This is a genomic window from Pseudoalteromonas sp. 13-15 (assembly GCF_001468205.2).
In the GTDB taxonomy this organism is placed as follows: domain Bacteria; phylum Pseudomonadota; class Gammaproteobacteria; order Enterobacterales; family Alteromonadaceae; genus Pseudoalteromonas; species Pseudoalteromonas marina.
The window spans coordinates 2,214,894-2,228,418 of sequence record NZ_CP019162.1 but is presented as its reverse complement, the minus strand read 5'-3'; the positions used below and the strand labels follow the sequence as shown (position 1 = coordinate 2,228,418).

At 41.9% G+C, this 13,525-nt stretch carries 12 protein-coding genes; 5 read left to right on the top strand and 7 right to left on the bottom strand.

From position 1 onward, the window contains the following. Positions 1-74 precede the first annotated feature (74 nt). The 6 genes from glpK to galE all read right to left on the bottom strand — a co-directional run bounded on the left by glpK (position 75) and on the right by galE (position 7,371). The gene (gene glpK, locus ATS72_RS10330; protein ID WP_058430002.1) at positions 75-1,577 is read right to left on the bottom strand and encodes a glycerol kinase GlpK; all 1,503 of its coding nucleotides are present in this window, start codon (positions 1,575-1,577) and stop codon (positions 75-77) included. 204 nt (positions 1,578-1,781) lie between these two features. Further along, a complete protein-coding gene (locus ATS72_RS10325; RefSeq protein ID WP_058430003.1) occupies positions 1,782-3,110 on the bottom strand; it encodes an alpha/beta hydrolase family protein in 1,329 nt (442 codons plus the stop codon). Positions 3,111-3,134: 24 nt separating this feature from the next. After that, on the bottom strand, positions 3,135-4,139 hold the full coding sequence (locus ATS72_RS10320) for a Gfo/Idh/MocA family protein (protein WP_058430004.1): 1,005 nt from the start codon (positions 4,137-4,139) through the stop codon (positions 3,135-3,137). Between the two features lie 14 nt (positions 4,140-4,153). After that, the gene (gene galK / locus ATS72_RS10315; RefSeq protein WP_006791295.1) at positions 4,154-5,302 is read right to left on the bottom strand and encodes a galactokinase; all 1,149 of its coding nucleotides are present in this window, start codon (positions 5,300-5,302) and stop codon (positions 4,154-4,156) included. Further along, the gene (locus tag ATS72_RS10310) at positions 5,292-6,356 is read right to left on the bottom strand and encodes a UDP-glucose--hexose-1-phosphate uridylyltransferase (protein WP_058430005.1); all 1,065 of its coding nucleotides are present in this window, start codon (positions 6,354-6,356) and stop codon (positions 5,292-5,294) included. The genes galK and ATS72_RS10310 overlap by 11 nt, the downstream gene beginning before the upstream one ends. 1 nt (position 6,357) lies before the next feature. After that, positions 6,358-7,371 (bottom strand): UDP-glucose 4-epimerase GalE, encoded by a 1,014-nt coding sequence (galE, locus tag ATS72_RS10305; RefSeq protein WP_058430006.1) that lies wholly within the window; start codon positions 7,369-7,371, stop codon positions 6,358-6,360. 251 nt (positions 7,372-7,622) lie between these two features. On the opposite strand from galE, the gene ATS72_RS10300 reads away from it, so the two are divergent. After that, entirely contained in the window at positions 7,623-8,432 is an 810-nt protein-coding gene (locus tag ATS72_RS10300; protein ID WP_058430007.1) for an SDR family NAD(P)-dependent oxidoreductase, read from the top strand. Positions 8,433-8,562: 130 nt separating this feature from the next. On the opposite strand, the gene ATS72_RS10295 is transcribed toward ATS72_RS10300, so the two are convergent. Beyond that, entirely contained in the window at positions 8,563-8,805 is a 243-nt protein-coding gene (locus ATS72_RS10295) for a YdcH family protein (RefSeq protein WP_058430008.1), read from the bottom strand. Positions 8,806-9,048: 243 nt separating this feature from the next. Between ATS72_RS10295 and ATS72_RS10290 the strand changes: the two genes are divergently transcribed. The 4 genes from ATS72_RS10290 (at position 9,049) to astA (ending at position 13,525) form a co-directional block, all read left to right on the top strand. Beyond that, positions 9,049-9,630, top strand: coding sequence for an anthranilate synthase component II (locus ATS72_RS10290; protein WP_010557686.1), 582 nt, complete (start codon positions 9,049-9,051; stop codon positions 9,628-9,630). A gap of 46 nt (positions 9,631-9,676) precedes the next feature. Beyond that, positions 9,677-10,840: an HDOD domain-containing protein gene (locus ATS72_RS10285; protein ID WP_006791289.1), complete on the top strand. Its 1,164-nt coding sequence runs from the start codon at positions 9,677-9,679 to the stop codon at positions 10,838-10,840. Between the two features lie 377 nt (positions 10,841-11,217). After that, positions 11,218-12,423, top strand: a complete 1,206-nt coding sequence (locus ATS72_RS10280; RefSeq protein ID WP_006791288.1) for an aspartate aminotransferase family protein — start codon at positions 11,218-11,220, stop codon at positions 12,421-12,423. A gap of 85 nt (positions 12,424-12,508) precedes the next feature. Further along, a complete protein-coding gene (astA, locus tag ATS72_RS10275) occupies positions 12,509-13,525 on the top strand; it encodes an arginine N-succinyltransferase (protein ID WP_010557689.1) in 1,017 nt (338 codons plus the stop codon).

Sequence of the window (13,525 nt, the reverse complement as noted above, 5' to 3'; positions counted from 1 at the left end):
CTGCGTAAAACGCGCCTTTAAATAGCGTTAGGCCTGCTTTAAAAGCCGCTAAATTTCATTAGCGGCTGCATACATTACTGTTGTTGGCAATCGTCGCTAGATAGGCGAACTTGCGCTACACAGTGCTGCCATTTTGCGTATAAATCATTACGTTCATCAGCACCCATTGTTGGCTCAAAACGACGGTCACAGGTCCACATTTTAGCGAGTTGCTCAGTTGACTCGTAAATACCTGCTTGTAAGCCGGCTAAATAAGCAACGCCTAACGAGGTGGTTTCGGTGACCGTTGGGCGCTCTACGGTTGCACCTAAAATGTTAGATAAAAAGGTGAGTACCCAGTTATTTTTAACCATACCGCCATCTACGCGTAGTACACTTGGGCGAAGTCCATCACGTTCCATTGCTTTTTGTAAATCTTTGGTTTGATAACCCACCGATTGCAAAGCTGCGGCAACAATAGTGCTAATACCAGAGTCGCGGGTTAAGCCTAAAATTGCACCACGTGCGTTAGGGTCCCAATAGGGTGCGCCTAAACCTGTAAACGAAGGGACTAAAAATACCCCATGATCAAGTGGTACATCTTTCACTAGTGATTCACTTTCGCCTGCATGACTCAACAGTTTTAAGCCTTCAACAATCCACTGCATAGTGGCACCCGCCATAAAAATGCTGCCTTCAATGGCGTAAGTGGGTTTGCCATTTAATCTATAAGCAACCGTAGTCAGTAAGCGGTTCTCAGATGTAAGGGCTTTTTCGCCCGTATTTAACATTAAAAAACAGCCCGTACCATAGGTGCTTTTAGCCATACCTTGTTCAAAGCAAGCATGACCAACAAGCGCAGCTTGCTGATCGCCTGCAATACCACATACGCGTATTGGCGCGCCAAAAATATCTTCGCTGGTTGAGCCAAACTCGTCTGCTGAATCCATTACTTGGGGCAGCATAGATTCAGGAATACCAAATAAGTCGAGTAACTCTTGATCCCATTGCTGTGTATGAATATTAAATAACATGGTGCGCGAGGCATTAGTGGCATCGGTGCGATGCTCTTGTCCACCTGTTAGGTGCCATAATAAATAAGTATCAACGGTACCAAAGGCCAGTTCGCCAGCATCGGCTTGTGCACGTGCGCCCTCTACGTTGTCTAAAATCCAGCGTACTTTAGTTGCAGAAAAATAAGGGTCGAGCAATAAGCCTGTTTTGTCGCTAATAGTTTGGCAAAGTTCGTCAGTGCTTAGGCTTTCGCAATAATCACTGGTACGGCGATCTTGCCAAACAATGGCGTTATACACTGGCTTACCGGTTTTTTTGTTCCATACCAAGGTTGTTTCGCGTTGGTTGGTGATACCAATAGCAATAATTTCATCAGGCTTTACGTCGTTTTTAGATAACACTTCACGGCTTGTGCTAAGCACGGTTTGCCAAATATCGTTTGGGTCATGTTCAACCCAACCGTTTTTTGGAAAATGCTGTGAAAATTCTTGTTGTGCTGACCCAAAAACGTCTGCATCTTTTGTAAACAAGATGGCCCGAGAGCTTGTGGTTCCTTGATCAATTGAGAGTATGTATTTTGACATGATATTTGTGTTATTTATCTTATCTTATATATGACTAGATTGCCTTTAACAAAGGTTAATGGCAATGGTTTTTTCTTAAAATAGCCGATTAAAAAACAAACATTTTTATATTGTGTGTTAACTCATTTATATAAAAGGTTTTTATTTCAGTCTGGTTTTAAGGCGAAGGCGGCTATCAAGTTTTATAGCCGCTTAAATTAAGTATTACTTACTACGAGGTTTACTTTGTTGCCAATCCATACCTGAAGAGAAGCGGTTATCAAAGCCATACCATTGTGGTAGTGGCTTACCATCAACAATGGCTTGGTCGCCATTTTGAGGTAAATCTAAGTACTTACACTGGCTGCTTATGTCTTTTACATGGCAATCCATCATGGCAAGTACAAAGTGTTTATTTATTTCGTTAATGGTGCGCAATGACCACGATGGCTCGTAGTAATGACCTAAATCTAATTCACTACTGCTTTGGGCAATCGCAGGGGCTGGGTGCGGTGCAATATTATGGCGGGCATTTTTATAAGTAAGCATGTACTTGTCGGCACTGCCAGTTTGGTTGTAAAGATTTTTAATGCCTTCAAAACCAGAAATATCATCTAAGTCACCTGCAATATAAAGTGAAGGCACTTTAATGTTTTTCATTGCTTTAGCGTCAAATAAGTTATGTTGTCCACCCCAAGGTGCGATAGCCACCATTGTTTTTATACGAGGGTCTACTTGCGGGTTTTGATATTGCCCGCCTGCACAGCTGTTAAGTAGTTGCTGTACTTGTTTAATTTGAGCAGGGTCAGTCATTCCCGTAAACATGGCTGTAGTTTGCTCGTTAAAGGCATAACAACCACCAATTGTATTAACCGCACCAAATCCACCCATAGAGTAGCCAATAACACCTGCGCTAGTTTGATCTACTTGCTCGCTTGCAAAGTTGCTTTGTTCGTTAAAATAATTAATCACAAATTGCTGATCGCGTGAGCGATTAATCAAGGTGCTAAAAAAGCCCGCAAAGGGCGCGTTTTTAAAATCTACATGGGCGTTTGTGGAGTCTGTGTGATCAAGTGCAACAACTATGTAGCCATGCGAGGCTAAGTGCTCGCCAAGGTAGTACATAATTGTGCGGTAGCCGGTATAACCGTGCGAAAGCACTACAACTGGGTAGTTATCGGCGTTACTTATATCAACATCACGCTGTGCATCGGCTTGTAAGGTAAATTGTTTGCCTGAGCGGGTTATGTCTGTGTAGCTGGTTAGTGGTTTGCTTGCTTTACTATCTGCTGGATACCACACTTCAACTTTTAAAGGGCGATCTTTTTGGCTTTGCGTTGTGGGATCAAACTGCGCTGGATTAACTAAGTCTAGGGTTTTTACACCTACTTTATAGGTGCCTTTAGCTGCTAATTCAGGGAGCACTTCGCTGGTTATTGGCGGATAAAGTTGCTCAGGCTTATTTGATTCGGCAAATACCGCACCGGTAGTTAAACTGGCCGTGGCTAATAACATTGCTTTTGAAAGCGTTTTTAAACGGTGTGTTGTTGTCATTGTGTATCCTTGTTGCGTGTATTTTTATTTATTTATGTCATGAGATTCGACAGTCGCGCTATATTCAATCTGCCATTGGTCTCTTAGGCTATCCATCATCGTCATAACCCGTAAGCTTGTGCTCAGTGGTAATATAGAGCTTTGTATTTGTTTATTTAGTATGCACTCAGTAACGTGATCAATTTCAAATTTAAAGTTTTCATCATCACTAAATGGGTAGTCAAAATGTTGAATAGCTTGCCCATTAATATGAAGCTCAAGACCTTTTGCACCTACAAACCAAGGTATGCGTATAAAGCCATGTTCACCGGTAATACATGCTTCGGTTGGACCGTTTTGCTCAAGTGCGCTGCTAAGTTGTGCGAACTGACCATTACCATAATCGAGCATGGTAATATTTCGCGCATCTACACCTGTATCAGCCTTATGCACAAATGAGCTGATTTTTTCAGGGGATTTATTAAAAACCACATCAGCAATCGATAGCGGGTAAATCCCTAAATCAAGCAAAGCGCCACCGGCTGTATTTGGGTTCATTAAGCGGTGGGTGTTGGCAAAGGTGCCGGGTAAACTAAAGTTGGCCTGCACGGTATGTACTTTGCCAATAGCTGCTTGGCTTAGTAGCTGCTCTAATTTTATAATGGCGGGTAAAAAGCGCATCCACACTCCTTCCATTAAAAAACAATCTTTTTGCTCGGCCAGTGCGGTTAAGTTTTTTAATTGCTGTGCATTGACGGTAATAGGTTTTTCACTTAGTACGTGCTTATTATGCATCAAGCATTGGGCGATGCTTTGAAAGTGTTGGTCGTGAGTGTTTGCAATGTAAATGGCATCAATGTTTGGGCATTGCATAAGGGCTTGGTAGCTTTCATAGCCTTTAATTAAATAATGTGTGGCAAACTCGTTTGCGCGCTGCTCACTAGTTGAGGCTGCGCCAATAAGCTGAGCATCAGCGCAATGCGCAATGCTTTTAGCAAAGGTGTGAGCAATATTGCCACACCCAATAATACCCCAGTTAACCTTTGCCATATTGATACCTACTTTTAAAAAGACGTTATTTGTAACCCTGAACCTGCTGAGCACACATAAATATCTGCGTATAAGTTAAAGCGTTCAAAGTAATGTTTTTCAACGGCGGCTTTAATTAGCGGTACTTCTGCATCGCGGCATAAACACACTATTGCTCCCCCAAAACCACCACCGGTCATGCGCACTGCGCCACGCTCACCCATCGCTTCTTTACATATTTCTACCAAGCCATCCGTTGCGGGTACCGTTACTTCAAAGTCGTGTTTAAGTGATTGGTGCGATGCAGCCATCAATTCACGAAGTTGCTCCATATCATTGGCTTGCAATGCTGTAGTTGCGGCGATAACGCGGTCGTTTTCGCTAATTACATGGTGCGCACGTTTGTATTCGTTATTGCTAAGCTGTGCTTTAACAGCATCTAGCTTAGCCATCGTTGCTTGGCGAAGTGTTTTAACTCCCATTTTTTCAGCAGCTTGTTCGCAATCAATACGGCGTTGATTGTATTCGCTGTCTACTAATTTACGTGGGTAGTTAGAGTTTACAATAACAATATTCAAGTCATCAGGCACTTTCACAGACTTAGTTGCCAAATTTTCGCAATCTATTAGTAATGCGTGGCCGTTTTCGCCTTTTGCCGAAATGAGCTGATCCATAATGCCACACTGGCAATGCATAAAGTCGTTTTCAGCTTCTTGGCCTAGTAGTGCAATTTTTTCTTCGCTTAAACCAAGCTGTGCAATATGGTTAAACATACCACCCACAGCCACTTCTAATGCTGCCGATGATGATAAACCACTACCTTGCGGTAAGTTACTATCAATAAGTAAATCAGCACCGCGTAAGGTGTGGCCTGCGCGTTTTAATACGAATGCAACGGCGCGAATATAATTTCCCCATTGCGATTGACCTTCGCTAATCGGTTCGTCAACGTTAAAGCTGTCTTGCTCGCCTGGGTAATTGAGTGACTGCACGGTAATCGTATTATCGTCGCGCTCTTTAAACATCACTTGGGTACGAAACTCTAATGAGCACGGAAATACAAAGCCGTCGTTGTAGTCAGTAAACTCACCGATTAGATTTACACGTCCTGGTGCAGCTGCAATACCCTGAGCAGGGGCACCGTACAGTGATAAAAAGTGGTGTTGAAATTCATTAAGCTTCATCTGTGTGTCCTGCTGTATTTTTATAGTGTGTGGTGCTTGCTGCTTTTAAAATAGACGCGGCTGTTTCTGCGCTTAAATCGCGCTGACTTTCGCCTAACATTTCGTAGCCAACCATATGTTTTTTAACGGTGGCAGAGCGAAGTAGTGGCGGATAAAAATGTGCATGTAAGCGCCAGTGTTGCTCATCAGAGCCACGATTTGCTGGTGCATTATGCCACCCCATAGAGTAAGGGAAGCTGCAGTTAAATACGTTGTCGTATTTAGTGGTTAATACTTTTAATGCCTGAGCGAGTGAATCGGTTTGTACATCACTAAGCTGGCTAAAGTTTTGAATGTTGTCTTTAGTTACTAGTAAGGTTTCAAATGGCCATGCTGCCCAAAAAGGCACCACAACAAGCCAGTGTTCATTCTCAAATACGACACGGGTTTTATCGACTTGTTCTTTTTTTACATAGTCGGCAAGCATAGCAGTGCCGTGTTTATCAAAATAAGCACGCTGCTGAGTATCTTCGGCTTCTATTTCGGTAGATAGGTGCGAATGCGCCCATACTTGGCCATGCGGATGGGGCTGCGAGCACCCCATGATCTCGCCTTTATTTTCAAATACCTGAACACACTCGTATTGCTGTGCAAGCTCGGTATAGTTGTCTTTCCACGTTTTTACTACGGCATGCAGGGCATCGTGCTCAAGCTCTGGTAATGTTTTGTTATGTTCTGGCGAAAAGCAAATCACGCGGCATTCGCCGCTTGCTTCATCAGCAATAAATAAATCACTGTCTGACTCTACGCTTTGTGATTGTTCGCTGGCATTGGGCGTTAGTGCGCCAAAGTCATTTTTAAAAACATGGGTGTATTTGTAGTCTGGGTTGCTGTCGCCATTTGCTCGTGTATTGCTTGGGCAAAGCGGGCAGCTTTCGTCATGCTTTGGCAATACTGTTTCGTTAACGGCTTCGGTTGCGCCTAACCATGGGCGGTTATTACGATGCGGTGAAACTAATACCCAGCGCCCCGTTAGCGGGTTTTTACGTCTGTGAGTACTTTCTAATAAAGCCATATTAACTCTCCAACCCACTTGGGTAATTAGTTTGCCAGCGCCATGTATCGGTGGTCATGTCGCTCAGTGTTAGTTCTGCGTGCCAGTTAAGGGTGTTTTGCGCTTTTGTGGCATCAGCGTAATTACAGGCAATATCGCCTGCTCGGCGCGGTGCACTTTTATACGGAATAGCTTTACCCGCTGATGCGCTAAATGCGTTGATCATATCAAGCACTGAATAACCTTGGCCTGTGCCTAAGTTGTATGCATGAAAGGCGGTATCTGATTTATGTTGCATAAATGCCGCTACATGGCCTTTAGCTAAATCTAAAACGTGAATGTAATCGCGCACGCCAGTACCATCTTCGGTGTCGTAGTTGTCACCAAAAATATTAACAACTTCACGTTTACCAACCGCAGTTTGAGCAATAAATGGCATTAAATTATTTGGAATACCATTAGGGCTTTCGCCCAAGAAACCACTTGGGTGTGCGCCTACTGGATTAAAGTAACGCAGTGCTATACCCATAAAGTTGCTGTTGGCATTACATACATCTTGCATGGCTTGTTCTACCATGACTTTAGTCCAACCATAAGGATTGGTTGCGCGTATTGGGTGCTTTTCATCAATAGGCAGGTAGTCTGGCTCGCCATAAACAGTGGCCGATGAGCTGAAAATTATATGATTAACACCTTCATCTTGCATGTTTTGTAGCATGCTTAATGTGCCCGATACATTGTTTTGGTAGTAACGTAGTGGTTGCTCGGTCGATTCACCTACTGCTTTTAATGCTGCAAAATGAAATACAGCCTCAGCCTGAGTATGCTTAAGCGCAAGTTTAAACTGCTGCTCGTTTTGAATATCACCTAAAATAAATTCAAAACGTGTACCTGTAATTTTTTCGAGTTGATCAAGTACACGAGGGCTCGCATTAGATAAGTTATCGTAAATTACAGGTGTAATGCCTGCTTCATGTAATGCAATACATGTGTGGCTACCTATGTAACCCATGCCGCCAGTCACTAAAACTTTCATGTGTTTTCTCGAAAATATATTTATATGATAAATACTACTATTAAGGAAGTTTAAAAACAATAGTTATGAATTGTTCAAAATTCAAATAAATGATTAAAAAACACTCACTGCTATCTCCGTCACTTTATTAATATTTTCTATAAACTGATTCAACAACGGTCTAATTATCATTCAAAGATGGCAATGCTATTATTTCACAATCGTAATTCGTTAAATGTGTAAGCGCTGTATTACATAACATGGAGCTAGGTATGAACAAAAAAATTTTAATCACAGGTGCAACAGATGGCATTGGGTTTGAAACGGCTAAAATGTTGCTAGCGCAAGGTCATACCGTACTTCTTCACGGGCGTAATGCGCAAAAGCTCAATAAAGTACACACTTTACTCAATAACGATTATCCGCAAGCAAGCACACAAACTTACGTGGCTGATTTGAGTGAAATGGCGCAGGTGCGTAATCTGGCTAAACAAATTACAGCCGACCATAAACACCTAGATGTACTTATTAATAATGCAGGTGTGTTTAAGCTCGACAACCCTGAAACTGCAGATGGTCTTGATGCACGATTTGCAGTAAATACATTAGCGCCTTATTTATTAACTACTTTACTATTACCGCTTTTTGATACCCAAGGGCGAATTGTTAATGTGTCGTCAGCGGCGCAAGCAACAGTCAACCTAGATGCACTGATTGGGCAAAGCTTTTTGTCAGATAACGCAGCATACGCACAAAGCAAATTGGCAATTACAATGTGGTCGCGTCATATGGGTTTAAAACTTAAGGGTAATGGTCCATTGGTGGTATCGGTTAACCCTAAGTCACTACTAGGCAGCAAAATGGTTAAAGACGCATACGGCCTTAATGGCGGCGATTTAAAGTTAGGTGCCGATATATTTTGCCGCGCTGCACTAAGCGATGAGTTTAGTAATTCAACAGGGCTTTACTTTGATAATGACGCTGAGTGCTTTTCAGCCCCTCACGCAGATGCATTGAATGACGCTAAAAATCAACAGCTAATAGATGCACTCGATTTAAAGTTATTACAGCTAGCAATATAGCTAACGCAATTTGAGCGCTGGTTATAGAGTGTATTACCTAGTTATACACGGTATAAAGTTTCATTGAAGACAAACAAAGAGTTCACCACTTTAAAATGGCGAACTCTTTTTTGTTTTTGGAATTTTATATTTATTGTGCGTTTATTAAACGCTGATACAACCAATCTTTTAATTCAGAACGGTCGTGTTTTAGCTGGTGCATTTGCTCATCGCTAATAGGCGCACCGTCCAATTCTAATATTCTTATTTCTTTATCTAGTTTATTGTACTGCTCGGCTTTTTCTGCAAAGTCAGCATCACTTTTGTTCAACGTATTTATCGTGTTTATGTGCTCAGGAAAGTCGTTTGTTAATGAATGGTCTTCGCCTAACATAGTCGCTCCTTAGTAAAAAATAAGCTTATACAAAATAAGCTGTCACTTAATGAGCTTGGGTTTAAATAAGGGGAATTCAACCACTCGCATCAAAAATTTAATAGGGTAAGTAAGTGTTACGTCATGCTAAAGAGGGAATTACTATTTATCTAGCTGCAAATCACTGACACTCATAACGGCTTGGGTTAGAATGCAACACGCCTAAATACTCCCGATAACTACCTTTATTGAGTACTTAATTACATGCTATTAATGATCGATAACTACGATTCGTTTACCTATAACTTAGTGCAGTACTTTCAGCGATTGGATCAAGACGTATTAGTAAAACGTAATGACGAGTTGAGCATTGCGCAAATTAAACAACTTAATCCGGAGCATATAGTTATCTCTCCGGGTCCTTGCTCACCGAATGAAGCTGGTATATCGTTAAGTGTAGTTGAACACTTAAAAGGCCAATTTCCTATATTAGGGATTTGCTTGGGACATCAAACGATTGCCCAAGCTTTAGGCGGGGATGTAGTGCGCGCTAAAAAAGTAATGCATGGGAAAACATCTCCCATAACACACACCAATAAAGGTGTTTTTAAAGGATTAGCTAATCCGTTAACGGTTTGTCGTTATCATTCGCTGGTGGTTAAAGCGCAGTCGTTGCCCAACGAACTTGAAATAACAGCGTGGACACAAACACCGCAAGGTGAGTTTGACGAAATAATGGGCATGCAACACAAAGAGTTAGCAATTGAAGGGGTGCAGTTTCACCCAGAAGCTATTTTGACCGAGCAGGGATTAACGCTGCTTGATAACTTTTTAACTCGCTTCTAGTCTAATAGCACTGAACGTATTCAATACTTACTATTTAACGAGCACTATGACTGAACTTGCACAACAACAGCGTACAGCAAAAATACTTGATCAACGGGCACACGATTTGCTGTTGGGTCATAGTTTTGCGCATCAGCAAATTGGGTTTATTCATACCTTAGATATTGATTACGGCGAGCCTATGAAGCAGCGTACCTTGTTGCAGGTTGAAGTGTCAGCGCAACAAAAGCGTAAGCAAACAAGTACCGCTCATCATAAGTACCGTGCACAAGCCAGCGAACAGCTTCATAAAGTAATTGAAACAGCTATATTTAAACAGCTCGAAGATATGGACGCAGTGATTCAAACCACAATAGGGATTGAAGACAGCGTTGCCACTATTTTAGATATATTAGCTGTAAAGTCGGCCTCAGTTGGCCGTTTAGAGCCGTTAGTAAACGATTTAAGCTGGCTAGGGCGCGAATTGGTCACGTTGGTTAACCTCCCGTATTACCGAAACCAGCGTAGTAAAAAAAATACCGCGGTAAAAGTAGACAGCCCTGCACTTGCTCTGCGTTACATAGGGCTTGATAACTTACAGTTAGTGATTCCCACATTTGCAGTTCGCCATTGGATGCCCCATAGTACCGAGCCTTTTTCGTTACTAAAACGTAGGCTAAGAGACAGCGCAATGGCCAACGCCATTGCCGCGCAAAAAATTGCAGAAATAAACGACGTAAACGAGATACACGCATTTACCTTGGGTATGTTATTAGATGTAGGGCGTATTACGTTAGTACGTTTGTACTTAAAAACCTTTGAGCAGGTTTGGCAACGAAAAGTACAAATAGCACGTCAAGAAAACCAAAAAGACCTCCACACAGCATTATTAGAGCTAAAGCCCGACCCTTTATTTTTAACTACACTGCTGTGCAATAAGTCAATTCAGGTCAGTGCGCGAGTCATCGACAAAATGGCCTTTAAATATTTGCCATTTAAAGGCGTGATGGAACAGCTACAAAATGGCGTAAATAAAGGCGATAGTGCCTTACCGTTAACGCAGGTCATGTTAAAAGCGCGGTGTTACTCCCAGTATTTAATTTTAAAAGAACACCAACTAATTGAGCCCGACGAAACGGCAGCGTGGTTTTCGTATTTTCAGTTCACTAAAACGGAACTAAAAACCCTTCAAACAAGCAATTTTACCAATCTTGCTATTCAAATTGACTAAAAAATTAAATTTTTTGTTAATTTTTTTACGACTATTCATTCATTCCCACTGATTCATCCGTAAAGTTATTTAGTGGTAAAAGCCTATGCAGGTCACTACTGATGCGGTTAGTTGATAAAAAATAAGTGTGTTTAGGTATGCAAATAGTTATTCACTATCTATGAAATAATATCTTAAGCCCTTTATTTTCAAGGGTTACATGAAAGTTTTTAACGAGACAGCTACCACTAATTCTGAAATAATGGGCGTCTGAAAATTGAACCACAAAGCAATTTTTTGTACCCAACAGACACCTGAACGTACTTAAAAGCTTGGTTAATATTTTTAATCAAACACTTTTTTATGCTTTGTGTAGATCACAATTAAGAGGAAATAAAATGACAGTCAATCGCGAATTATTTGATCACGTAATGGTTCCTAACTACGCACCTTCAAGCGTAATTCCTGTTCGAGGCGAAGGCTCTCGCGTATGGGATCAACAAGGCAAAGAGTTTATCGACTTTGCTGGTGGTATTGCTGTTAACTGTCTTGGCCACTGTCACCCTGCTTTAGTAGGTGCATTAAAAGAACAGGGCGAAAAAATTTGGCATTTATCAAATGTTATGACTAATGAGCCGGCGCTTCGCTTGGCTAAAAAAATGGTTGATGCCACTTTTGGTGAAAAAGTTTACTTTGCTAACTCTGGCGCAGAAGCAAACGAAGCCGCACTTAAATTAGCGCGTCGTTTTGCACTTGATAAGTTTGGCCCAGAAAAATCACAAATTATCGCATTCAACAAAGGTTTCCACGGTCGTACATTCTTTACTGTAACTGTTGGTGGCCAAGCGGCATACTCAGATGGTTTTGGCCCTAAGCCGGGTGACATCGTACATTGTGATTACAACGATCTAGCCGCATTTGAAGCGCTAATTAGCGACCAAACATGTGCCGTAATGATGGAACCACTGCAAGGTGAGGGCGGTATTGTTTCGCCAACTGACGAGTTTGCTCAGCAAGTTCGCGATTTATGTACTAAACACAATGCGCTACTTATTTTTGATGAAGTGCAAACAGGTGTTGGCCGTACAGGTGACTTGTACGCATACCAAGGTTTAAATGTAGTACCTGATATTTTAACTTCAGCAAAAGCATTAGGCGGCGGTTTCCCAATTGGCGCAATGTTGACTACAACAGATATTGCACAGCATCTAAAAGTAGGTACTCATGGTTCTACTTACGGCGGTAACCCGCTTGCATGTGCTGTTGCCGAAGCCGCATTTGATACTGTTAACACACCCGACGTACTTGCCGGCGTAAAAGAAAAAGCAGCTTTATTTAACGAACTTCTTGCAGCGGTAAACGAAAAATACAACGTATTTAGCGAAATTCGCGGTAAAGGTTTGTTAATTGGTGCTGTTGTGAATGAGCAATACAAAGGCCGCGCTAAAGAATTTTTAGTAGCCGGTACTGAACAAGGTCTAATGTCATTAGTGGCAGGTGCTGATGTTGTTCGTTTTACACCGTCTCTTGTTATCCCAGAAGCGGATATTCGCGAAGGTATGGCACGTTTTGAAAAAGCAGTTGCAAGCGTAGTAAACGCATAAGCTGTTTTAGCCAATCTACCGAGGGCAAGCATTGTTTGCCCTACGAATTTTATTTACCGTTATTTATAAGGGAGCAAGCGGACTCATGATGATCCTTCGCCCAATCCAGCAAAATGATTATTCAGCATTACTGACAATCGCCCACGAATCGGGCCATGGTTTTACATCTTTGCCTTTAAACGAAGAGCTATTACAAAAGAAGATTGACCATTCAGTAAGCTCATTTGCTAAACAAACGTCACAACCCGGTGACGAAGGCTACTTGTTTGTTCTTGAAGATAGCGAAACAGGTGAAGTAGTAGGTACCTCGGCAATAGAAGCTGCTGTGGGCTTAGATGATGCGTTTTATCATTACCATTTAAGTAAAGTGATTCACTCTTCGCGCACACTAGACGTTTACAAAGCGGTTGATATTTTGACGCTATGTAACGACTACACTGGCGCAACTGAGCTGTGCACCTTGTTTTTGAAAGACGGCTATCGCAAAAACTGTAACGGCAAACTGCTGTCTAAAGCACGCTTTATGTTTATTAAACAACACCAAGCACGCTTTGCAGAAACCGTTATTGCAGAAATGCGCGGTGTGTCTGATGAAAACGGCAATAGCCCGTTTTGGAAGTGGTTAGAAGAACACTTTTTCTCAATGGACTTCCCAACAGCAGATTACTTAACGGGTATTGGCCAAAAAGTATTTATTGCTGAACTAATGCCTAAATACCCAATTTACGTCAATTTATTGAGTAAAGATGCGCAAGCGGTAATCGGTCAAGTTCACAACAATACTCGCCCAGCGATTGAATTATTAAAAAGCGAAGGCTTCACGTTTAACGGCTACGTCGATATTTTTGACGCAGGTCCAACAGTTGAAGCAAAAGTAGATAATATTGCTACAGTACGTAACTCACACGACTTTATTGTTGAAATTGGTGAGCAAACGGGCGACACCATGGTGTTATTAGCAAACGACAAGCTCGAAAACTTTAGAGCGACCGTTGCATCAATGAGTTTCGACGAACGCGCTAAAACCGTTGTGTTATCACAACAAGTAGCCGACGCCCTGCAATTACAAACGGGCGATACTGTTAGCGCAACCCCAGTTTAA